21 protein-coding genes are annotated in these 19,804 nt (G+C 70.8%); 6 read left to right on the top strand and 15 right to left on the bottom strand.

Features of this window, described 5'->3' with window-relative positions; translation table 11 throughout:
• The first annotated feature begins 11 nt into the window (after window positions 1-11).
• Window positions 12-353: a hypothetical protein gene (locus tag AC07NF_RS01690; RefSeq protein ID WP_494631685.1), complete on the top strand. Its 342-nt coding sequence runs from the start codon at window positions 12-14 to the stop codon at window positions 351-353.
• Window positions 354-594: 241 nt separating this feature from the next.
• Here the strand turns inward: AC07NF_RS01690 and AC07NF_RS01685 are convergent, their stop codons facing one another.
• From AC07NF_RS01685 to AC07NF_RS01670, 4 genes are all read right to left on the bottom strand, one after another.
• Entirely contained in the window at window positions 595-1,329 is a 735-nt protein-coding gene (locus AC07NF_RS01685) for a nuclear transport factor 2 family protein (RefSeq protein ID WP_494631686.1), read from the bottom strand.
• A gap of 105 nt (window positions 1,330-1,434) precedes the next feature.
• Window positions 1,435-3,849 carry a two-component system VirA-like sensor kinase gene (locus AC07NF_RS01680; RefSeq protein WP_494631687.1) on the bottom strand — a complete coding sequence of 805 codons (2,415 nt, stop codon included), beginning with the start codon at window positions 3,847-3,849 and terminating at the stop codon, window positions 1,435-1,437.
• Window positions 3,846-4,802 (bottom strand): cytochrome-c peroxidase, encoded by a 957-nt coding sequence (locus AC07NF_RS01675; protein ID WP_494655318.1) that lies wholly within the window; start codon window positions 4,800-4,802, stop codon window positions 3,846-3,848. The genes AC07NF_RS01680 and AC07NF_RS01675 overlap by 4 nt, the downstream gene beginning before the upstream one ends.
• Entirely contained in the window at window positions 4,799-5,551 is a 753-nt protein-coding gene (locus tag AC07NF_RS01670) for a response regulator (RefSeq protein ID WP_494631689.1), read from the bottom strand. Before AC07NF_RS01670 ends, AC07NF_RS01675 begins: the two co-directional genes overlap by 4 nt.
• Before the next feature lie 410 nt (window positions 5,552-5,961).
• On the opposite strand from AC07NF_RS01670, the gene AC07NF_RS01665 reads away from it, so the two are divergent.
• The 4 genes from AC07NF_RS01665 to AC07NF_RS01650 are packed head-to-tail and all read left to right on the top strand — an operon-like array spanning window position 5,962 to window position 9,961.
• Window positions 5,962-7,140: a glycosyltransferase gene (locus AC07NF_RS01665; protein ID WP_494631690.1), complete on the top strand. Its 1,179-nt coding sequence runs from the start codon at window positions 5,962-5,964 to the stop codon at window positions 7,138-7,140.
• On the top strand, window positions 7,137-8,645 hold the full coding sequence (locus AC07NF_RS01660; RefSeq protein ID WP_494631691.1) for a glycosyltransferase family protein: 1,509 nt from the start codon (window positions 7,137-7,139) through the stop codon (window positions 8,643-8,645). The genes AC07NF_RS01665 and AC07NF_RS01660 overlap by 4 nt, the downstream gene beginning before the upstream one ends.
• Before the next feature lie 49 nt (window positions 8,646-8,694).
• The gene (dinB, locus tag AC07NF_RS01655; protein ID WP_494631692.1) at window positions 8,695-9,822 is read left to right on the top strand and encodes a DNA polymerase IV; all 1,128 of its coding nucleotides are present in this window, start codon (window positions 8,695-8,697) and stop codon (window positions 9,820-9,822) included.
• 10 nt (window positions 9,823-9,832) lie between these two features.
• Window positions 9,833-9,961, top strand: coding sequence for a hypothetical protein (locus AC07NF_RS01650; RefSeq protein ID WP_494631693.1), 129 nt, complete (start codon window positions 9,833-9,835; stop codon window positions 9,959-9,961).
• A 5-nt stretch (window positions 9,962-9,966) separates the two neighbouring features.
• Here AC07NF_RS01650 and AC07NF_RS01645 read toward each other — a convergent pair whose 3' ends face one another.
• Window positions 9,967-10,188 (bottom strand): hypothetical protein, encoded by a 222-nt coding sequence (locus AC07NF_RS01645; protein WP_494631694.1) that lies wholly within the window; start codon window positions 10,186-10,188, stop codon window positions 9,967-9,969.
• A gap of 64 nt (window positions 10,189-10,252) precedes the next feature.
• Window positions 10,253-10,591: a hypothetical protein gene (locus AC07NF_RS01640; RefSeq protein ID WP_494631695.1), complete on the bottom strand. Its 339-nt coding sequence runs from the start codon at window positions 10,589-10,591 to the stop codon at window positions 10,253-10,255.
• Window positions 10,592-10,722: 131 nt separating this feature from the next.
• Here AC07NF_RS01640 and AC07NF_RS01635 point away from each other — a divergent pair, with 131 nt between their 5' ends.
• Window positions 10,723-11,586, top strand: coding sequence for a S1/P1 nuclease (locus AC07NF_RS01635; RefSeq protein WP_494631696.1), 864 nt, complete (start codon window positions 10,723-10,725; stop codon window positions 11,584-11,586).
• A gap of 35 nt (window positions 11,587-11,621) precedes the next feature.
• On the opposite strand, the gene AC07NF_RS01630 is transcribed toward AC07NF_RS01635, so the two are convergent.
• From AC07NF_RS01630 to trbE, 9 genes are all read right to left on the bottom strand, one after another.
• Complete coding sequence (locus AC07NF_RS01630; protein WP_494631697.1) at window positions 11,622-11,969, bottom strand: DUF3768 domain-containing protein; 348 nt, start codon at window positions 11,967-11,969, stop codon at window positions 11,622-11,624.
• 368 nt (window positions 11,970-12,337) lie between these two features.
• Window positions 12,338-12,562 (bottom strand): DUF2274 domain-containing protein, encoded by a 225-nt coding sequence (locus tag AC07NF_RS01625; RefSeq protein WP_494631698.1) that lies wholly within the window; start codon window positions 12,560-12,562, stop codon window positions 12,338-12,340.
• The gene (locus AC07NF_RS01620) at window positions 12,559-13,707 is read right to left on the bottom strand and encodes a TraB/TrbI/VirB10 family type IV secretion system protein (protein WP_494631699.1); all 1,149 of its coding nucleotides are present in this window, start codon (window positions 13,705-13,707) and stop codon (window positions 12,559-12,561) included. Before AC07NF_RS01620 ends, AC07NF_RS01625 begins: the two co-directional genes overlap by 4 nt.
• On the bottom strand, window positions 13,704-14,492 hold the full coding sequence (locus AC07NF_RS01615) for a TrbG/VirB9 family P-type conjugative transfer protein (protein WP_494631700.1): 789 nt from the start codon (window positions 14,490-14,492) through the stop codon (window positions 13,704-13,706). Before AC07NF_RS01615 ends, AC07NF_RS01620 begins: the two co-directional genes overlap by 4 nt.
• A complete protein-coding gene (gene trbF, locus AC07NF_RS01610; RefSeq protein ID WP_494631701.1) occupies window positions 14,489-15,175 on the bottom strand; it encodes a conjugal transfer protein TrbF in 687 nt (228 codons plus the stop codon). Before trbF ends, AC07NF_RS01615 begins: the two co-directional genes overlap by 4 nt.
• A complete protein-coding gene (gene trbL, locus AC07NF_RS01605; RefSeq protein ID WP_494655317.1) occupies window positions 15,175-16,410 on the bottom strand; it encodes a P-type conjugative transfer protein TrbL in 1,236 nt (411 codons plus the stop codon). Before trbL ends, trbF begins: the two co-directional genes overlap by 1 nt.
• Window positions 16,407-16,643 (bottom strand): putative entry exclusion protein TrbK-alt, encoded by a 237-nt coding sequence (trbK-alt, locus tag AC07NF_RS01600; RefSeq protein WP_494632160.1) that lies wholly within the window; start codon window positions 16,641-16,643, stop codon window positions 16,407-16,409. Before trbK-alt ends, trbL begins: the two co-directional genes overlap by 4 nt.
• Complete coding sequence (gene trbJ / locus AC07NF_RS01595; RefSeq protein WP_494632162.1) at window positions 16,640-17,353, bottom strand: P-type conjugative transfer protein TrbJ; 714 nt, start codon at window positions 17,351-17,353, stop codon at window positions 16,640-16,642. Before trbJ ends, trbK-alt begins: the two co-directional genes overlap by 4 nt.
• Window positions 17,353-19,803: a conjugal transfer protein TrbE gene (trbE, locus tag AC07NF_RS01590; protein ID WP_494632164.1), complete on the bottom strand. Its 2,451-nt coding sequence runs from the start codon at window positions 19,801-19,803 to the stop codon at window positions 17,353-17,355. The genes trbJ and trbE overlap by 1 nt, the downstream gene beginning before the upstream one ends.
• Window position 19,804: the final 1 nt, after the last annotated feature.

Below are 19,804 nucleotides of genomic sequence, written 5' to 3'. Positions count from 1 at the left end.
GGAGACGCCCCATGTTGAAATTTGCCCGCCGCTTCGTCGTGAGCTTCGCCTTGGCCGCCGCGGCCATCGCGCCCGCCCTGCCGACGCACGCCGCGCCCCTGGTCCGCGACGACCAGGATCGTCCCTGTACCCTGATCAGCCGCATCAATCCGGGTCACAAATCCTCGCCCTACCAGAATGCCTATGTCTGCGCGGGCGTGACCTACTCGGTGTTCGATCCCCGCCTGAGCCGCGTGGCCGCCGGCCAGGCGGCCGTCGATCCTGCCGGCAAGCCTTGCCAGGCCCGCGCCTTGCCGCGCGCCAGCGGGCCTCATGACCAGTTCGCCGCGACCACGATCCGCTGCGCGTCCTAGACGCCCTGTTACGGCTGAAACCCGTCTTTCCTTGCCGTTTCAAGTCCCTGGCCGGAAAGTCGGATCAAGAAGCGCCGCCTGCGGCCTCCCTCGTCGAGCATCGGGAGGTCCGGGGGCCAAGCGTTCGCCGGTCCTGGCACGGCCCTGGATCGGAAGCAGAAGACCCTGCGCTTGAGCGGCGGCCCTCCAGAGCACGTAACGCCGTGCCCTGGAGGGCTCAACGCCAGGCCGCCACGAACCCTCAAGCCGCCGGCGCGCGCTTGGCCTCATCGGGGTCGAACATCGCCAGGCCGGCCAAGGCGGCATCGGCCGCGACCTCGTCCTGGAGCACGTCCCAGTGCTCGGCGAGTTTGCCGTCCGCGACGCGGAAAAGATCCACGACCACCTGCGGGGCGTCGGCCCAGCCCCGAATCCGGCCATGGATGGCGACGAGGTCGCCTTCGGCCACGATCAGACCAGGCTCGTAGTAGACGTCGGGCGACAGCTGCTCGACCAGCGCCTTCAGCGCCCCCCGCCCCTGCGGGATGTGAGGATTGTGCTGGACGTAATCGACGGCATAGAGGCGCTCGACGGCGGCGGCGTCACGGCGCTGGAAGAGGCTCGTCATCGCCTCGACCACCAGAGCCTTGTTGCGCCCGGGACGCTGGTCCGCCCCCTGATCGGCCGGCTTGATGATCGTCATCGGCCCGCTCATGCGCAGAAACTGGCCGTCCGTAAGGGTGGCGTGGGAATGGATGACGCCACGGTCGAAGTCCTGGACGTGGGTCACGGTCGCCCCAGCCGCCTCCTTCCAGCTGACGACGAAGAGGCTGTTTCCAAGCGGGACGACGTGGATATCGACGGTCTCGGCGTGGGCGAACGGCCCCGACTTGATTTCGAACTTCAGCTGGGCGTCCGAAATCAGCGTGAGCGTGGCCTGAAAGGCTTCGAACGTGACGTCCAGTTGCAGGCCGACGGGATAGCGGTCGAGCGACATTCAAAGGCTCCCTTCAGGACACGCCGGCCGCATCAAACGCCCTTGGGCTTTCCGGCGGCCCGGCCTCGCCGACCTGGGTAGCTGAACGCCGGATGGCGTTCTTGTTCAAACCGAGGTCAGCCCGCCCGCCCCCACCGCCTGCATGAGGATGTCCGGCTCCAGCGGCCAGGCCGCGATTTGGCAATGGCCGGCCGACGCCGCCGCCGCGCCAAGGGCCGCCGGATCTGCCCCCTCGGCGACAACGATCATGCCCAGGCCCTGGGCGGCCTCGCGCAAGGCGCCGACGAGGTCGGCCTGACCGGTGCGCACCACCAGGGCGTCGAAGCGCTGCGGCCAGGCCGCGAGCGCCGACAGGGCCGCCGCGATCCTGGTAAATCCCACGGGCTCGTAGCCCAGCGCCGCGATGGCCTCCTCCCCGATGCGGAGCCGTTCGGGGTCGGCGTCCAGCAGCAAGATGGCCTGGCCCAGGCCCGATGGCGGCGGGAGGCCTGTCGGGACCCTGCCCAAGGCCGGCAGCCACACCTCGAACAGCGCCCCCTGTCCCGGCGAAGACCGAACGCCCACGGCGCCGCCAAGCTCGCGGGCCGTCTGCGCGGTCGTGGCCAGGCCCAGGCCCGTGCCTTCGGCCCGGGTGGTGAAGAACGGATCGAAGATCCGCGCCTGCGTGACGGCGCTCATCCCCGGTCCCTCGTCGGCGACGCTGAGGACAATGTAGTCCCCGGCCAGCAGCACGCCGCTGGCCAGCTCGGCCGGCGCAGGATTGGACCGGCGGGCCAGGCCCAGGCGGACAACGCCGCCGCCGGTCGCCTGGACCGCATTGGTGGCCAGGTTGAGGATCACCTGCTGGAGGCGCTCGGGGTCTCCCAGGACTTCCAGGCCCGATGACGCGTCGCCGACGACGAAGGTCGCGGTCCGGGCGTGGCCGGCGCGCAGCAAGGCTACGCTCTCGTCCAGCAGGTCGGAAAGATCGATCGGCGCGGCGGGCTGGACGGGGCGTCGCCCATAGTCGCGGATCTGGTCGACCAGCCGCCGAGCCCGGACAACGGCCAGACCGATCTGGCCGGCGTGGCGGCCGGCCACCGATCGTTCACCCGCATGTTCCGCCGCCATTTCGGCATAGCCGCCGATCGCGCCGAGGATGTTGTTGAAGTTGTGGGCGATGCCGCTGGCGAACGCGCCGACCGCCTCCAGGCGGCCCGCATGGCGAAGACGCGCCTCCAGGGCCGCGCGGTGCTGCTCCGTGCGCGAGCGCCTGACCGCGCCGGCCAGGACGTCGAGGGCCAGCCTGATGACGTCGAGGTCGGCGGCAGGGACCTCGACCCGCCCCTGGAAGCGGGCGAAGCCGAGGACGCATCGGTCGCCGTGCTCGTTGACCAGTCTGACCGCGAGGATATCGGGCCGCCTCGCCTGGGCGCAGCCGGCCGGCGACGGCCAGTCCAGTTTGCCGTGGAAGACGCCGTCCGGCCGCTCGCCGATTGCTTCGGCCAGGCGCCGGGCGGTGGGACACCAGTCGGCGGCATGGGTCTCGGGACAGGGCGGCCAGAGGCGCGCGCAGGCATAGCCGCCCTCTCCGAACAGGAACGCCGCTTGCGCGCCGGCGTGGCCGGCCAGCCGCGAAAGGCCCTCGTCCAGGCGCGCCTTCACCTCATGGGGATGGGCCGCGACAATCCGGGCCGACATCTGCGCCAGGGCGTGATGGAAGGCCGACCTGCGCCGCAAGGCCGTCACGTGGGCGGCGAGTCTGAAGGCCAGGTTGGCGATCGCCACGGTCAGGAGGACGGCCGTGGCGTAGAGCGCGTAGCGGTAGGCCTGGGCGGTGCGCTCGGCTGCCGCCCGCTCGCGGCCGATCCAGGCTCGAAGCTCCGCGCGGGCCGAGCGGTCATCGTCGGCCAGCAGGCTCGCCAGTTGCGCGTCGGCCTCCGGCAGCAGACGGCGAAGAAGGCGCGCGTGGCTCAGCAGCACTGCCCGGGCCTCGCGCTCTGCCGAGCCCCGCGCCGGCCGACGCGCGAAGGCCGCGATCCTGCGATCGACGATCTGCCGGGTCTCCGGCGAGGTGTCGAGGGTCAGGCGCAGCATGGCGCCCGACAGGCGTCCGGCCTCGGGGTCTGGGCTTTCGACCGGATCGGCCTTGGCGCTGAGGGTGCCGAAATAGGCCAGGCTGTTTTGGAGCAGGGCGCTGTCGCTCTTGAGCGCCTCGGTCAGGGCCTCCTGCCGCCCCGCCGAGGCCCGCAGGCGCGCGACCAGCGGCGCCACCGCCTCGGCGTCCCCGGCCTGGCTCAATGGATCGAGGGATCGATGCAGGGCCCGGACGTCGCTGACCAAGGGATCGAAGGACTGCAGAAGGCCCGCACGCACGCTGATGACGTCGCGGCGCAGCACATGCTGGGCGTTCTCGAAGTTCTCCAGCGCCCGCTGCATGGCGTCGAGCCTTGCGGTGCGCGGCTGGAGGCCGTTGCGCAGGAGGCCGGTCAGCAGGACGATGACCAGAACGGCCACCGCATAGAGCCACCGGCGGTTCATCGGCGCGGCGCGGTGACCGCGCGTCCCCGGTGCTGCCCGGTCAGGGTCCGAAGGAAGGCGGCGATCTCATCGACCTGGACCGGCGACAGGACACGGTTGAGCTGGGCCCGGCCCATGGCGCGAACCGCATCCTCGAGCGTCCGGGCGCTGCCGTCGTGGAAATAGGGCGCGGTCGCCGCGACGTTGCGCAAGGACGGCACGCGCAGAGTCGGCGAGCCAAATTCCGCCAGGGGGTGATAGACCCCGCTGCGCTGGAAGAGGTTGCCGCCGACATTGGCGCCCTGGTGGCAGGCGGCGCAGCCGGCCGACCGGAACAGGCGATAGCCGCGCTGTTCCTTGGCGCTCAAGGCGGCGGTGTCGCCCATCAGATAACGGTCGAAGCGCGCGCCGGGCGTGGCCAGGCTCGCCTCGTACCGGGCCAGTGCGCGCAGCAGGCCGGCCTCGTCGGGCGGCCGGCCGAAGGCGTCGCCAAAGCGCCGGACGGTGCTCCGGTCGGCGCTCAGCCGGGCGATGACCTGACCGATGTCGGCGTTCATGATCATCGGATTGCGCAGCGAGGCCCTGGCCTGCTCCTCCAGGGTCCGGGCGTTGCCCGACCAGTTGAGGCGGAAGTTGGCCGCGGCGTTGAAGACGGTGGGCGTGTTGAGGGCCAGGGGCCGCCCTTGAGGACTGCGGTCGCGCGCCCGGCCGCTGGCGCCGTTGGCGCCGACACCGTGGCACGACGTGCAGGCCCGCCGGCCATCGCCCGACAGCCGCGTATCGGCAAACAACGCCTCGCCCAAGGCGACCTGCAGGGTCTCCCGACGGGACGTCGGGGGCGGCTCCACGGCAATGGGCCGGAACGGGCCCCGCGCCGCCGGTGGGCTCGCCGTGGCAGGCTGCGCCCAGACCTGCAACGCGCCACCCGAGACCAGAACGGTCGTCGCCAGCGACAGGGCCATGGCGCGGCTCAAGGGACCTCCACCGCGGCGTTGAAGATGTATCCCACGCCCCGAAGGGTCTCGATCAGTTGCGGCGCAGTGGGGTCGCCCTCTAGCTTGCGGCGCAGGCGCAGGATCTGGACGTCGATGGACCGGTCGAAGACGTCGTCGTGGATACGGGTCGCCGTCAGCAGGTGCTCGCGCGTCAGGGCCCGTTGCGGCGCCTCGAGGAAGGCCTGCAGCAGGCCGTACTCGCCCTTGGTCAGCTTGATCGCCGGTTCCTGACCCCGCTGGATGGTGTAGGTCAGCCGATCAAGCTCCCAGTCGCCAAACCGCACCCGATTGCGCCGGCGCGTGCGCTTCTGCTCGGCGACCCCGCCGCCACGCCGCAGGATCGCGCGCACTCGCGCCAGGAGCTCGCGGGGACTGAAGGGCTTGCTGACATAGTCGTCCGCGCCCAGTTCCAGGCCCAGGATCCTGTCGACCTCGTCGCGGCGATGGCCCGTGGTGATAATCACCGGCACATCCGATTGAGCCCGGATCAGGCGAAGCAGGTCCAGGCCGTCGTCTTCGCCGAGTTGCAGGTCCAGGATGATGACGTGGGGCTCGTCGCCAAGCTTCTCGACCATCTCGGCCTGGTTGGCCGCCACGGAAGGCCTCAGGCCATGGCCGCCGAAGAACTCCGTGAGCATATTTTGCATAGCGCGGTCGTCGTCGACGATCAGGATCCGCGCCGGGATCTTGGCCGGCCCCGCCGCTGGGCCGCTGGTCTGGCTATTCATACTACCTCAGGGCCGCCCGCGTACTGAGCCGGCGTTACAGTTGGATCACTCGCCCCCTCGGTCCGCGCGCGCGCCGCCCCGGCGCGAAAACCCAGCGCCCGCGCCAATCGCCCGGAGACGCGGCGCCCGGCGCAGGGCTTGGCAGAACGCCGCTCTTAGCGCTCGCCTAAGCGGCGGGTCTTGCAATCTTCTGCTGATCTTCGTCGCTTTCGCGCGCGCGGCGCGTCGAGCATTAGCCATCCGCGGGCCATCCGCGCCGTTTTCCGCCGAAACCATCCACGGCCGTCAGATTGGGTCAATCGCGTCCCCGGTCGCGGCGCCTATGGGTCCGCGCGCCGTCATGTTCCGCGACGGCGCGTTCGACGCCGGTCCAGCCGCCGGCGTTCCCTGGCGACGGACCCCCACCCTCGATGACCTTGCCCAGCCCCGCGCTCGACCGCGCCGCCCCCAGCGACACGTCTCCGAAGGTGTCGGTCGTCATCTGCACCCTGGATGAACACGAGGCGATCGGCGGGGTGATCGATGATCTGGGCGCCAGCCTGGACGGCCTGGCCCATGAGATCATCGTGGTCGACGATTCCGCCGACGAGCGAACGGCCGACGTCGTGCGCGCCCGGATGACCGCCCACCCGGCGCTGCGCCTCGTGCGCCGGCAGGCCACAGGCGGCCTGGCCTCGGCGGCGATCGCCGGCTGGGACGTGGCGCGGGGCGAGCGGCTGGCGATCATGGACGGCGATGGCCAGCACGACCCGGCCCTGATCGGGGCCATGATGGCCCGCATGGATCAGGACGGGGTCGAGCTCGTGGTGGCCAGCCGCTATATCGACGGCCAGGGCTCGGGCCTGGCGCCCCACCGCCATGTGATCAGCCGGCTGGGGATCGCCCTGTCGAGCGGCCTGCTCGGCCTGCGGCTCGCCGATCCCCTGAGTGGCTGCTTCCTGATGCGGCGCGACTGGTACGCCCGGGTGCGCCCTCGACTTTCGGGCCTGGGATTCAAGATACTCGTCGATGTCGTGGCCTCCGATCGCCGCCGCCCGAGCGTCTCCCAGGTGTCCACCGCCCTGCGCCCGCGGGCCGGCGGCGAGTCCAAGCTCGACTTCCGGGTGGTCTTCGACCTCCTGGCCCTGCTGGTCGAGAAGCGGACCGGCGGCTGGCTCACCGCGCGGGTGACGCAGTACCTGCTGGTGGGCCTCACGGGCCTGGCCATACACCTTTCGGTGCTGGCCCTGGCCCACCTGGCCGCCGCGCCGTTCATCCTGGGACAGTCCCTGGCCATCCTGGTGGCGATGAGCTGGAACTTCGTGCTCAACAACAGCCTGACCTTCCGCGACCGTCGGCTGAGAGGCCCGGCCTTTTGGCGAGGTCTGGCGAGCTTCTACGCCACCTGCCTAGCCGGCGGCCTTGTCAGCGCCCTGGCCGGGGCGGCCCTGGAATCGCTTGGTACGGCCTGGTGGGCGGCCGGGACGGTGGGCGTGGTCCTAGGCGCGGTCTGGAACTACCGCGCCGCCCAGAAGCTGACGTGGCGATCGCCGCCCGCCGCCAAGACCGCTCCGGCCGCACCGCTCGAGACCAAGGTGCAGGCGCCATGAGCAGCCCGGTCCGGAACCCGGGGCTCCCTCAGGGCGAGCCCGCCTGGCTGGGCTGGCCCGCCATTGGCGTCATCCTCCTGGCCAGCGCCCTGCTCCTGCGCGGCGGTCAGTTCGGCAATCCGCTAGTCCATGTCGACGAGAGCTTTTACCTGCTGGTCGGCGACCGCATGCTGCACGGCGCCCTGCCCTTCGTGGATATCTGGGACCGCAAGCCGGTCGGCCTCTTCCTGATCTACGCGGCCATTCGGCTTCTGGGCGGCGACGGCGTGGTCGAATATCAGGTCGTGGCGACCGTGTTCGCGGCGGCCACCGCCTGGATCATCGCCCGCATCGCCGCGCCGATGGCCGGCCGGCCAGCCGCCACGGTCGCGGGCGTCGCCTATCTGATGCTGCTGGGCCTGGTGGGCGGGACCGGCGGCCAGGCCCCGGTGTTCTACAACCTGCTCGTCGCCGGCGCGGCCTGGGCCAGCTTCCAAGCCTCGGCAGCCGTGGCGACGCCGCGGCGCATCCGCGGGCTGGGCGCGTTGGCGATGGCCCTGGTCGGCCTGGGCATGCAGGTCAAATACACCGTCGTGTTCGAGGGCCTGTTCCTGGGCCTGGTGCTGCTTTGGGCGTCCTGGCGCGCCAGCCGCTGCTGGGACCGGCTGGCCATCGACGCTGGTCTCTGGATATCGATCGCCGTGCTCCCCACCGCCGCGGCCTGGGCGTTCTACGCCGCCGCCGGCCATGGCCAGGCCTTCGTCTACGCCAACTTCCTGTCGATCGGCGACCGCTCGTCCGCCACGCCTGCGGAACTCCTCAAGCGCCTGGGCAAGGCCTGGAGAGCCTTGCACCTGCCGGTGTTCCTGGTCGTGCTGGTCTGCGCGATGCGGCCCTGGCTGCGGTTCGAGAAGGGCTCAGAGACCTTCAGGCTGGTCATGGCCTGGCTGGCCGCCGCCGTCGTCGGCTACTTGGTGTTCGGCACCTATTTCGACCACTACGCCCTGCCGCTGTTCGCGCCCCTGGCGGCGGCGATGGCGCCGCTCTTCGCCCTGCCGCGCCGGACAGCGTCCGTGGCCGCCGCGAGCCTGGTCCTGCTGGCCGGAGGCGTCGCCAATGCCGTGGTGATCCGCAAGATGCACCTCAAGCGCGGCACGGCCGCGGAGATGCAAACCATGGTCGCGGCCATCCGGCCGCGCCTGACCAACTGCCTCTATGTCTGGGACGGCAGCCCGCTCCTCTACCACTACACCGGCTCGTGCCTGCCCAGTCGCTACCCCTTCGCCGGACACCTCAACCTCAAGCGCGAGAACGGCGCGATCGGGATCGACCAGATGACCGAGGTGCGCCGCATCCTCGCGGCCAAGCCGTCCGTGATCGTCGACCACGAGCCGGTGGCGAGGGATTTCAACTTCGCGGTCGCCGCCGTGGTCAAGGCCGAGCTGCGCGACCACTACAGATGGGTGGACACCGTGCCGCTGAAGGGTTCGCGGGTGGTCATCTATGAACGCCTTCCCGGCGAGTGACGCCCGCCCGCATGTTCCCCTTTCGTTCAACTCGTGCTATGCCCGAGCCATGGACGGCGACGGGATTCGCAAGATCATCCACATCGACATGGACGCCTTCTTTGCGTCGGTGGAACAGCGCGATGATCCTGGCCTGAGGGGCCGGCCGCTGGCCGTTGGCCATGGCGCCCGGCGCGGCGTGGTCGCCGCCGCCAGCTATGAGGCGCGCCAGTTCGGCGTTCGCTCGGCCATGCCCTCCACGACGGCGATGCGCCTGTGCCCGACCCTCGTCTTCGTGCCGCCGCGCTTCGAGGTCTACAAGGCCGTGTCGCGGCAGATCCACGGGATTTTCGCCGACTATACCGACCTGATCGAGCCCTTGTCCCTCGACGAGGCCTATCTGGACGTGACCGAGAACCGCAAGGGCCTGGCTACCGCTTCGGCGACGGCCCGGGAGATCCGCGCGAGAATTCTCGAGGAGACCGGACTGACCGCTTCGGCGGGCGTGTCCTACAACAAGTTCATCGCCAAGCTCGCCTCCGACCAGCGCAAGCCCAACGGCCAGTATGTCGTGCCGCCCGAACAGGGAGCGACCTTCGTCCGCAGCCTGCCGATCGGTCGCTTCCATGGCGTGGGCGCGGTCACCGAGGCCAAGATGAAGGGCCTGGGCATCCACACCGGCGAGGACCTGAACCGTCAGAGCCTGGAGTTCCTGAGCCGCCACTTCGGCAAGTCGGGCCCCTGGTTCTTCGCCATCGCGCGGGGCGAAGATCACCGCCGGGTCAACCCCGACCGGGTGCGAAAATCCTCGGGATCGGAGACCACCTTCGACCAGGACCAGATCGCTCCCGAACCGATCGAGGCCGGAATCCTGGCCATGGCCGATGAGGTGTGGACCTGGTGCGGCAAGACCGGCGCGCGGGGCCGCACGGTCACGGTCAAGATCAAGTGGGCCGACTTCCAGCAGACCACCCGCTGCCGGACCCTGCCTGGACCGATCGCCGAGCGCGAAACCCTGATCCGCACGAGCCTGGACCTCGTCCGCTCGGTCTATCCGCCGCGCCTGGGCGTGCGGCTGGTCGGGGTCACCCTGTCCAGCTTCGAGAAGGACCTGACGCTTAAGGATGAGCAACTGGGCTTGGCGCTGGACCCCGGCCCCGCTATCGCGTCGGCGGCCCGCGTCCCAGCCCATGCTTGAGGTTCACACCATGCTTCGCCGACGCCCCAGCGCTCGCCTCCTGTCGCCGGCCGGTCGGATCGCCGTCCTGGCGCTGGCCACCGTGGTGGCCGGCCTAGGCGCGGCGATGGTCCTGGCGATCCTGACGCCCGGCCCTTGAGGGGTTCAACGGACCGTCCAAGGCCTGATGGCCGCGATCATCAAGCCCACGCTGGCCAGATAGACCCCCGCACCGATCGCGGGCGCAGGCTGCGGCCAAACCAGCTGAATGAGCGCAAGCACGATGCCAGCGGGCAGGATCGCCGTCGCCAGGCATCCGATCCACATGATCGGTGTCACGGCCCACTCGGGCAGCCACCCCGCTTCTTCCTCATCATACCAGCCCATGGCGCCTCCGAAGCTCGACCTTAGCGCGTATTACGCGCCAAGCGCGAGTCCCTGGATCGAGCGCCTATCCCGCCTTGGCCGAGATCGCCGCGTTCTGACCTTGGGCGTGTCGCCAGGCGGCCAGCGCGACGCGGCTGGCGGTCGCCTCGTCCAGGGCGTGGAGCCGCACCAGGGTGACGCCGCGCTGGCCGCGCCTTCCGGGCTCGGGCTCCAGGGCCTTGGTCAGCGCCATCAGGCCCCTCTGGTCCGCCGGAACGAGGCTGACGACCGCCATGCCGGCCTCGGGCCAGCCGACGGTGGCGAAGGTCTTGCCGCCGACCGCCAGCCGCACCGCGCCCATCACCGTCTTGGCCTTGACCATGGCCAAGCCGCTAGCCAGGGCGACGAAGGCTTCGGGAGCCATGCTGTTTCCTACGACCTCGGACCGAAGCGCAGAACGAAATCATGAGTCGCGACAGCGAGAAACGCGCCCTTCGGGCTTGCGAGCGCCGGCGCCCTGCCGCATCAGCCCATGCTCAAGACCGAGGAAAGTTCATGCGTTCGAAGATTCTGGCGCTCGCCCTGGCGAGCCTTGCCGCCCTGCCCGCGCCAGCCCTTGCCTGGGGCCGTACGGGACACGCCGCGGTCGCCCAGATCGCGCGCGGCTACCTGAACCCCAAGGCGGCCGCAGCCGTTGACGCCTTGCTGGCGGCGGACACCGACATCCTGACTTCGCCCGACCTTGGCGCACGCGCGTCCTGGGCCGACGCCTGGCGCCAGGACCACAGGCAGACCACCAACTGGCACTTCGCCAATATCGATGTGGCCCACCCCGACATCGAGGCGGCCTGCTTTGGCTTCCCGGCGAGCGCCACGCCCGCCAGCGCGGGGCCGGAAAAGGACTGCATCATCGGGCGCCTTGACGCCTTCACCAAGGAACTGGCCGATCCGGCGACCGATCCGGCCGAGCGCCTTCTCGCCTTCAAGTTCGTGCTGCATTTCGTGGGCGACCTGCACCAGCCGCTGCACGCCGCCGACAACCAGGACCGGGGCGGAAATTGCGTGCCGCTGGCGCTGGGCGGCCCGCGCACGGTCAACCTGCACAGCTACTGGGACACGGTGGCGGTCGAAGCCATCGAGCCCGATCCGACCAAGCTGGCGGCCCGCCTGACCGCCGAGATCACCCCGGCTGAGCGCAAGGCCTGGGAACGCGGTGACGCCAGGACGTGGGCCATGGAGAGCTACGCCGTCGGTAAATCGACAGTCTACACGCTCGGCTCAAAGCCGGGCTGCGCGTCGGACACCGCGCCAATCGCCCTCCCCGCCGGCTACGGCCAGACCGCCCAGACGGCCGTGGCGCTGCAACTGAAGCGGGCCGGCGTTCGCCTGGCCCTCGCGCTGAACCGCGCCTTGGGCTGAGGCCGAGCGGCCCCGCCGAAGCGGGGCCTGACCTTCTAATATTCGCTGGCCAGCATCACGGTCAGAACCCGACGCGTGACCGAGACGTCGGCCGGGTCCGGCGACCCGAACCGCAGGGCCAGATCGTAGTAGTCGATCTTCCAGAACAGGCGCTGGCCCTCGACGCGCAGCGTGCCGAAGTCGCGCTCGCCGTGCGGGTCGTTGTCGGCGTCGAAGTCGTCAAAGGCGGCGACGGCGGCCAGGACCTTGGCGAAGAACGCCTCACCGTGGGCCTGGACCCCGGCGGTGCAGGTCCAGCCCGGACCGGGGCGGTGGCGAAGGGCGTCGTTGAGGGCCGCGATGCGGGCGGTCTTGGCGTCGAGGGATCGGGAATTGTCGGACATGGCTTGCGCTCCTTGCCGGGCGCGCCCCTGCGGCGGGCCGGACGAGCGCGGTCCAGACGGCAAAGCCGGAGCAGCAAGGCCGGGCCGCAGGCCCGCCGCGCAGCGGGGCGCGCTGCACGGAGCGAAGCGGAGGAAGCAAGCCGCCTTGCGGGTCCGGCGCCGCCGGCTAGGGACGAGCGTCCGGCCTGCCGCAGGCACGCGTCACAGAGCGCATGCCTGGATCGATCGAAGCCGCTCGCGCCAACTCGACGTCGTCGCGCGAACCCCTAGGCTTCTGCGGATCATCCCCCCCAATCTAGCCGTGAAAGCCGAGTTGGTTTCGGTCGACCGCTTCGACAAGAGCGTTCAGCGCACCTGACGAAGGTTCCTCAGGCCTTGCCCGACCGTCTGCCCCTGACGAAACCGCGATCGGTCTCGATGAAGCGCGATAACATCGGACCGATGAGCTTTACCGGCTCTACGGCCTTGGTTCCGGTCTCCGAGCCGAGGGCCTGTCCGTAGGCGATCAAGTCACGATGGAGCGAGGCCGGCAAATCCAGAGTGATCTTCACCGGCGTGTCGTCTTCGATCGGTCCGAGCTTCAGCTTGCTCATTGTCCATTCCTTTCCAGATAGGGTTCCAGCACCAGGTCCCTCGTCAGCAAGACGCGCAGCGGCGCGCCTGGCCGGATGGTCAGGGTCGGCGCGCGAGAGAGGCTCGACCCGACCATCTGCCGGCCGACATCGCCGACGGTGTCGGACATGCCGCGCCGCACCGCCCGGGCCAGATCGGATTCGTCCGACGCGCCGGCTTCGGCGCCGACCGCCAGCAAGGTGCTCAGGGCGGCGGCGCCCAGCACCTCGCGGCCATGGCGATCGATCCCGTCCTGCAAGCCGACCCGACCTTGCGGATCGGCGGCCGGCGCCTTGTCCAAGACGATTGAGCGCCCTGATGGCAGGATCAGCCGGGTCCAGACCACGCCAAGGCGGCTCTGGCCGGCGCTGAGCCCAGCTTCGTATTCGCCGACCAAGCGGGCGCCGGCCGGGATGAGGAGGACACCGCCGCCCAGGCTGTCGAACACATCCTGGGTCACCTGGGCGATGGCTGGCCCCTTGATGTCGGATCGCAAGCCCGTGACCAAAGCTGCGGGGATGACCGCACCGGCCTGCAGGAGATAGGGTGAGGCCGGCGCCTGCAGCCTCTCGGTGCTCACCACCCGGGGGTCGGGAACCGGTTCGGAGATCGGCGAGACGACGGGCTCGGCAGGCCGATCGCCTTCCGTCCGACGCGGTCCCGCCGCGAACAGGGCGCTGGCGGCGGCGGCTTGGCGCTGGGCCCGCGCCGCGGCGATCGCCGGATCGACGGGTGTTACGTCCGGCGCCTTGGCCTCATTCACAATCGCCACGGCGTCACGGTCATCGCGCGCCTTCTGGCTGGCCACGATCGGCCGGCCCAGGTCGCCCGGCAGCGGCGGCCCGAGCACGGGCGCACTGGCCGGGCCGACATAGCCTCGCGGCGCGTTGGCCACCGGCTCGGGCGGCGGCGGCGCCGGAGCATAGGCCGGTTCAGCCGGCGGCTTGCGGCGCTCGATCAAAGACCAGCCCAGCGCTCCGGCCAGACCCAGACCCAGGACGGCGCCGCTGACCGCCAGGGCGCGGCGGGAGATCCGGGTCACCGGCGGCGGGCTGGCGCGCAGGCGCAGGGTGCGGGCGATGGCTTTCTCCTCGTCATCGACGGACGTTGCGATCGGATCGCTCATCGGCCAGTCTCCCGCACGATGGAGATCCGCCGCGCCCAGCGCCCTTGCCCGAGGCGCAGCTCGGCCCGGTCGATGACGCGATCGACGACGATGCGCCGGCCCTGGATGATGTAGTTGGCCAGCTCCACCGACTTGCCGTCCTCGGCGGAGAGGAAGAACGGCGGCAGTTGGGCCAGCCTCGCCTCCGGGCCAAACTCGACATAGGTGCGGCGCCCATCGTCGAAGGCGCGTTTGGGGCGCCAAGCCACCCGGGGCCCCTTGATCCGGTAGGCCAGGTTCAGATGTGCAAGGTCGGGCTCGACGATCCCCGGCTTGGCGACCGGCGCCGCCGGCGCGGCCACGACGACGAGCGGCGCCTGAGGATAGCGCCAGCGCACCTCCGGATAGCCACCGCGTGGCACGGCCACGAGATCCAGGTGATAGGTGCGCAGCGTGGTGTTGACGATCAGGTTGGTCGCCAGGCCGGCGGCGGTGGGCTTGACCAGGACATGGACGCGCTGTTCGCCGCCCGTCCCGCTGGAGGTCTCGCCGATGATCCAGCGCGCCGTGTCGCCCGCCGCCAGGGGGCCGGAAGCCGCCAGACGCTCGCCAGGCTGCAGCACCAGGTCGGTGATCCGGCCGGGGCTGGCGAGCACCCGGTAGACCATGCCGTCTTCGTAGGGGTAGGTCCGACGCGCGGCGCTCGCCGCCGGAAGATCATCGCCAGGTTCTGCCGCAGCCCAAGCAGGCGCAACGATCGCGACCGCGCAGACCCCGAGAAGAAGCGATCCAACACGCGTCGTCATGACGTGAACTCCTTGGACCAGGCCATTGAATGGATGAAGATTCCCAGCGGGTTCTTGCGAACGCTGTCGAGCGTGCGGGGCTGGCGCATGGCGATCGTCAGGATGCCGCTCCAGCGCTCGGTGACGGCCAGCTGTCCGTTCTCGTAGCGCCGCTCGATCCAGGCGACGCGGAAGCTGTCCGGGGAGGCCCGCACGACGCTGGACACCTCCACCGTGACCTGCACCTTGCCGACCTGGCCGAAGGGATCGGCGCCCCGCGCATGATCGGAGAGCGCCACGGCGCCGGCGTCGTCCACGAAGTCATAGGCGCGGCGCCAGGCCTGACCGAGCACCACGGGGTCGGCGGGCAGCGCGCGCACATCCTCGATCCACCGCGCCAGGCTCCAGGCGATCATCGGGTCGGTGGGTCGCCAGCCTTGGACGGCCGGCGCGCTCGCCCTCGCCTCGCCCAGGCGATCGACCTCGACGACCCAGGGCGTGACGCCGCCATGGGCCGCTTGCCAGATCAGCCCGGCCGACTGGCCGGCATTGACCACGAGCAGGCCCAGCGCCGCCAGGCGCCATCCGGCGGCCTGGGCGCGCCAGGCGCCGACGCCCGCATCCCAGACCTGGCCGGCCCGTTGATAGGGGGTTTCGGGAATGGGCGTCGCGCCAAGGCGCGGCGAGCCCTTGAAGGGATTCATCAGCGATCCTCCGAAAGAGATGGATTGGCTCCGCCGCCGGCTGCGTCGCCGCTGGCGATGGTGTGGGCGGCCAGGCCGGCCCCGTGGGCGATGGCTTGGCGGTGCTGCAGCTCGCGCGCCCAGGTCGGCGCGCCACCTGCGCCACCCTCACCACCTTGCGAGCCGCCGTTCGAGGCGTCGCCGCGCGGCGGCGGGCTGGCCGGTGGAGCCCCCGAGGCGGAGGCCCCGCCTGGCGCCGGTCCTGGATCCTGCGGCCCGGATGGCGGCCTGAGATCACCGCCGCCCGTCGGCCCGGACCGCCCGCCGCCAGCGGCGCCGGCGCCAGCGGCCAGGCTCGCGCCGCCGCCCGCCGCGAGCTGCACGGCGCCGGCCCCGGCCATGGCCATGCCGCCGACCAACAGCCCGGTGCCCACGGCGGCCCCGGCCCCCAGCTGGGGCGCACCGGAGACGAGGCCCGCGGCGACGCCTGGCCCGAAGACCGAGAGGCCCAACAGGGTTAGGGACGCCAGCCCGAGGGCCAGAACCGTCTCGAGATTGGGTTGCCCAGGTCCGATGGCGGCGGTGAACTCGGAGAACAGCGACGAGCCGATGCCGGTGATCACCGCCAGCACCAGGACCTTGATCCCGGAGGCGACGACATTGCCCAGTACGCGCTCCGCCAGGAAGGCGGTGCGACCGAAGAGGCCGAACGGCACGAGCACGAAGCCGGCCAGGGTCGTCAGCTTGAATTCGATAACGACAACAAAGATTTGCACGGAAATTATAAAGAAGGCGACGACCACCAGCAGCCAGCCGATCAGCAGCACGACCACCTGAACGATGTTCTCGAAGAAGGCTGGAAAACCGCTGAGCTCGGCGGCTGCCTCCAGCATCGGCTTGGCCGCGTCGATGCCGGCGGCGGCGACGCGGCCTGGTCGCAGGAAGTCCTCGGCCGAAAGCCCGCCACCAGCCGCCTTCAGGCCCAGACCCGAGAAGCTGGTCAGGACGATGGTCGCCAGCGTGTGGAAGTTGCCGATCAGGAAGGCGAAGAACCCGACATAGAGGGTCTTCTTGATCAGGCGCGACAGCACGTCCTCGCCCGGCGCCCAGGCCCAGAACAGGGCGGCCAGGGTCACGTCGATGGCCACCAGGGTGGTCGAGAGGAACGCGACCTCGCCGCCCAGCAGGCCAAAGCCGGAATCGATGTAGCGGCTGAAGACCTCGAAGAAGCGGTCGATGACGCCGGTGTCGTTCATGACCGCGCCTCCGGCGTTCGGCCGAAGAACCGGGCGCGGGCGCCGTCCCAGGCCTGCCGGCACGCCGGATCGGCCAGCGCCTCCTCACCGGCGGCGCGACAGCGCGCCAGCGCCGGATCGCCTTGCGGCGACGGCGTCGTGGCCATTGTCGATTTCGGCGCGGCCCGACCCGCCAGGATCGCAGCGCCGAAGAGCATGATCAGTGCGGCCCCCCAGACGAGGGACCGGTTCATGGCTTGGGCGAAGCCTCCCCGGCCCGGCCCATGAATTTGTCGAACCGGGCCCTGGCGTCGGCGCGGGCGGCGGCGCGATCGGCCGCCTCAAGGGCGTCAGCGCGTCCTTGGGCGGCGACCAAGGCCGTGAGCGCCGAGAGCTGCTGGGCCTGAAGAGCCAGGAGCTGGTTGCCGGCCTGCGCGGCCTGCAGGGCGCCGCTCGCGCCCTGGCTCGCCGAGACGAGGGCCTGCATCTCTCCTCGCCCGGTCTCCAGGCCGCCGATGACGCCGGCCTGCACCTTCAGGGCGTCCTCGAAGCCGGCCACCGAAGTGGCCCAGCGCTGGTCGGCCCGGGCGGTCAGGTCGAGATCCGTGGCCCCGAGCGGCGCCGCGCCATATCGCCCCTTGAATGCGTCCTGAATCTGGCCGACGTCATAGGTCAGGCCCCGGGCCTGGCCGATCAGCGCCTGGGTCTGGGCCACCTGGGCTTGAAGGGCCGCCAACGACGAATACGGCAGTCCGGCCAGGTTCCTGGCCTGACCGATCAGCATCTGGGCCTCGTTCTGCAGCGAGGCGATCTGGTTGTTGACGCTCTGAAGGGCGCGGGCGGCCTGCAGCACGTTCTGGGCGTAGTTGCTGGGGTCGTAGACGGCGACCTGGGCCGTCGCCGGCGGCGAGGCCGCCAAGGCGAGCGTCAGGGCCGCCGCCAGGCGGCGTCGGGTCAGGGTCATCACAGGGGCTCCGGAAAGAAGGGGGTGTCGGCGCCGGGCTCGCCCGGCAGCAGGTCGGCGGCCCAGCCAAGGCCGCGATGAACCAGCCAGGCGCGGGCGAACCCGGCCGAGCCGTGCTCGGCGAGCAGGGCGGCGATGGCGGCTTGGTCGGGCTTGGAAGCGGCGGCGCAGAAGGCCAGGGCCACGGGTCCAAGATCGAGCTCGAACAGGCGATCGCCGGCTGCGGTTCTCAGGTAGTAGTCGCGCTTGGGCGTGGCCCTTGCCAGGATCTCGATCTGGCGGTCGTTGAACCCGAACCGCCGGTAGGTCGCCGCCCCTTGCGGATCCATGGCCCAGGCGTTGGGCAGGAAGATGCGCGTCAGGCAGAGCTCGGCGATGGCCGCGGCGATGGCGCTCTTCTCGACCTGCGCCAGCGACAGGGTCGATAGCACCACCGAGCCGTTCTTCTTGCGCACCGCGCCCAGCCAGGTCTCCAACTGCGCGCCGAACGCGGCATCGTTGAGCGCCAGCCAGGCCTCATCGACGAGGATCAGGGTCGGCCTGCCGTCCAGGCGCCGCGCGACGCGGTGGAAGAGATAGGCCAGGACGGCTGGCGCGGCGGCCGTGCCCAACAGGCCTTCGGTCTCGAACGCCTGGACGTCGTCGGCGCCCACGCTCTCGTGGTCGGCGTCGAGCAAGGCGCCCCAGGCGCCGCCCAGGCCGTACGGGGCCAGCGCGTCCTTCAGCTCCCGCGAGGCCAGCAAGGCGATCAGGCCGCTGAGCGTTCGCTCGTTCACCGGGGCGGAGGCGAGACTGGCCAGGGCCGACCAGACGTGATCGCGAACCGCGGGCGTGACGCCCACGCCCTCTCGGGCCAGGATCGCCACCAGCCAGTCCAGCGCCCAGCTGCGCTCGGACATCTCATCGATCGCCGCGAGCGGCTGGAGGGCGACCGCGCCGCCCTGCCCCGACAGCGCGCCGCCCAGGTCGTGGAAGGCGCCGCCCATGCCCAGGGCCGCGGCCCGGATCGAGCCGCCAAAGTCGAAGGCGAAGACCCTCGCGCCGACATAGCGCCGGAACGACAGGGCGATCAGGGCCAGGAGCACGCTCTTGCCCGCGCCCGTCGGACCGGTCACCAGGGTGTGCCCGACGTCGCCGACGTGGAGGGAAAGCCGGAACGGCGTGGAGCCCTCGGTGCGGGCCATCAGCAGCGGCGGACCACCCAGGTGGGCGTTCTCGCGCGGGCCCGCCCAGACCGCCGACAGCGGCGCGATATGGGCAAGGTTCAGGGTCGAGAGCGGCGGCTGGCGGATATTGGCGTAGGCTTGCCCAGGAAGGGTCCCCAGCCACGCCTCGACGGCGTTGACCCGCTCGCGCGCGACGGTGAAGTCGCGGCCCTGCAGCACCTTCTCGGCCAAGGCCAGCTTGGCGTCCGCGATCGCCGCGTCGTTGTCCCAGACAACCAGGCTGGCGGTGACGTAGGCATAGGACACCGCGTCGGCGCCGAGATCCTGCAGGGCCAGGTCTGCCTCGCCGGCCTTGTTGCCCGCGTCGTTGTCGACCAGGGGCGATGGCTCCTGGGTCAGGGCCTCCTTCAGCAAGGCGGCGATCGACTTGCGCTTGGCGAACCACTGGCGGCGGATCCGGCCCAGCAGGGCGGCGGCGGCCGGCTTGTCCAGGCAGATGGCGCGGGTCGTCCAGCGGTAGGCGAAGGCCAAGCGATTGAGCTCGTCCAGCACGCCTGGGACGGTCTGGGTGGGTAATCCCACGACGGTCAGGACGCGCAGGTGGGCGTCGCCCAGGCGCGGCTCCAGCCCTCCGTCCAGGGCCTGGGTCGCCAGTAGGGCGTCCAGCTGCATGGGGGTCTCGGGGACACGCACGCGCTGGCGCGAGGTGGTCACCGCCCCATGCAGGAAGGCCAGGGTGGCCGCATCGTCCAGCCAGGCCGCCAAGGGCATCAGCCCGTCCAGCAGGGCCAGGAGGCGGTCGGACCGATCGACGAAACCCTTCAGCTCGCCGCGCCAGTCGATCTCGCGTGAGGCGCGTCCCTCGACGAACAGGCCCTCCAGCCGTCCCGTTCGCTCGGCCGGCGGCAGATAGACCAGGGTGAGGAAGTAGCGGCTCTCGAAGTGCGCGCCGGCCTGGCGGAAGCGAGCCTTGCGCTCCTCGTCGATCAGGGCCGAGACCGGATCAGCGAACCGGCTGTCGGGATAGGCCATGGCCGGATCGCGCCGGGCCTCGACGAAGAGCGCCCAGCCCGAGCCCAGCCGGCGCAGGGCGCCATTGAGCCGTGCGGCGACGGCGGCGATCTCGGCGTCGCCGGCCGAGTCGAGGTCGGGTCCCCGGAATTCGGCGGTGCGCTGGAAGGCGCCGTCCTTGTTGAGCACCACGCCCGGGGCGACCAGGGCGGCCCAGGGCAGGTAGTCGACCAGGGCCTTGCCCCGGCGATTGTAGTCGCGAAGGTCCAACATC

The sequence above is a fragment of the Caulobacter sp. GW821-FHT10A06 genome, from assembly GCF_059415805.1.
The sequence above is the reverse complement of the archived record's forward strand: the minus strand, read 5'-3'. Positions and strand labels throughout refer to the sequence as shown.

Excerpts from the sequence above, each read along its gene's own strand:
- dinB (WP_494631692.1), top strand. The coding sequence starts at position 8,695 with ATGGACGGCGACGGGATTCGCAAGATCATCCACATCGACATGGACGCC.
- AC07NF_RS01650 (WP_494631693.1), top strand. The coding sequence starts at position 9,833 with ATGCTTCGCCGACGCCCCAGCGCTCGCCTCCTGTCGCCGGCCGGTCGG.
- trbJ (WP_494632162.1), bottom strand. The coding sequence starts at position 17,353 with ATGACCCTGACCCGACGCCGCCTGGCGGCGGCCCTGACGCTCGCCTTG.
- AC07NF_RS01685 (WP_494631686.1), bottom strand. The coding sequence starts at position 1,329 with ATGTCGCTCGACCGCTATCCCGTCGGCCTGCAACTGGACGTCACGTTC.
- AC07NF_RS01635 (WP_494631696.1), top strand. The coding sequence starts at position 10,723 with ATGCGTTCGAAGATTCTGGCGCTCGCCCTGGCGAGCCTTGCCGCCCTG.
- AC07NF_RS01620 (WP_494631699.1), bottom strand. The coding sequence starts at position 13,707 with ATGAGCGATCCGATCGCAACGTCCGTCGATGACGAGGAGAAAGCCATC.
- trbE (WP_494632164.1), bottom strand. The coding sequence starts at position 19,803 with ATGTTGGACCTTCGCGACTACAATCGCCGGGGCAAGGCCCTGGTCGAC.
- AC07NF_RS01665 (WP_494631690.1), top strand. The coding sequence starts at position 5,962 with ATGACCTTGCCCAGCCCCGCGCTCGACCGCGCCGCCCCCAGCGACACG.
- trbL (WP_494655317.1), bottom strand. The coding sequence starts at position 16,410 with ATGAACGACACCGGCGTCATCGACCGCTTCTTCGAGGTCTTCAGCCGC.
- AC07NF_RS01690 (WP_494631685.1), top strand. The coding sequence starts at position 12 with ATGTTGAAATTTGCCCGCCGCTTCGTCGTGAGCTTCGCCTTGGCCGCC.
- AC07NF_RS01625 (WP_494631698.1), bottom strand. The coding sequence starts at position 12,562 with ATGAGCAAGCTGAAGCTCGGACCGATCGAAGACGACACGCCGGTGAAG.
- AC07NF_RS01615 (WP_494631700.1), bottom strand. The coding sequence starts at position 14,492 with ATGACGACGCGTGTTGGATCGCTTCTTCTCGGGGTCTGCGCGGTCGCG.
- AC07NF_RS01660 (WP_494631691.1), top strand. The coding sequence starts at position 7,137 with ATGAGCAGCCCGGTCCGGAACCCGGGGCTCCCTCAGGGCGAGCCCGCC.
- trbK-alt (WP_494632160.1), bottom strand. The coding sequence starts at position 16,643 with ATGAACCGGTCCCTCGTCTGGGGGGCCGCACTGATCATGCTCTTCGGC.
- AC07NF_RS01645 (WP_494631694.1), bottom strand. The coding sequence starts at position 10,188 with ATGGGCTGGTATGATGAGGAAGAAGCGGGGTGGCTGCCCGAGTGGGCC.
- trbF (WP_494631701.1), bottom strand. The coding sequence starts at position 15,175 with ATGAATCCCTTCAAGGGCTCGCCGCGCCTTGGCGCGACGCCCATTCCC.
- AC07NF_RS01680 (WP_494631687.1), bottom strand. The coding sequence starts at position 3,849 with ATGAACCGCCGGTGGCTCTATGCGGTGGCCGTTCTGGTCATCGTCCTG.
- AC07NF_RS01670 (WP_494631689.1), bottom strand. The coding sequence starts at position 5,551 with ATGAATAGCCAGACCAGCGGCCCAGCGGCGGGGCCGGCCAAGATCCCG.
- AC07NF_RS01640 (WP_494631695.1), bottom strand. The coding sequence starts at position 10,591 with ATGGCTCCCGAAGCCTTCGTCGCCCTGGCTAGCGGCTTGGCCATGGTC.
- AC07NF_RS01630 (WP_494631697.1), bottom strand. The coding sequence starts at position 11,969 with ATGTCCGACAATTCCCGATCCCTCGACGCCAAGACCGCCCGCATCGCG.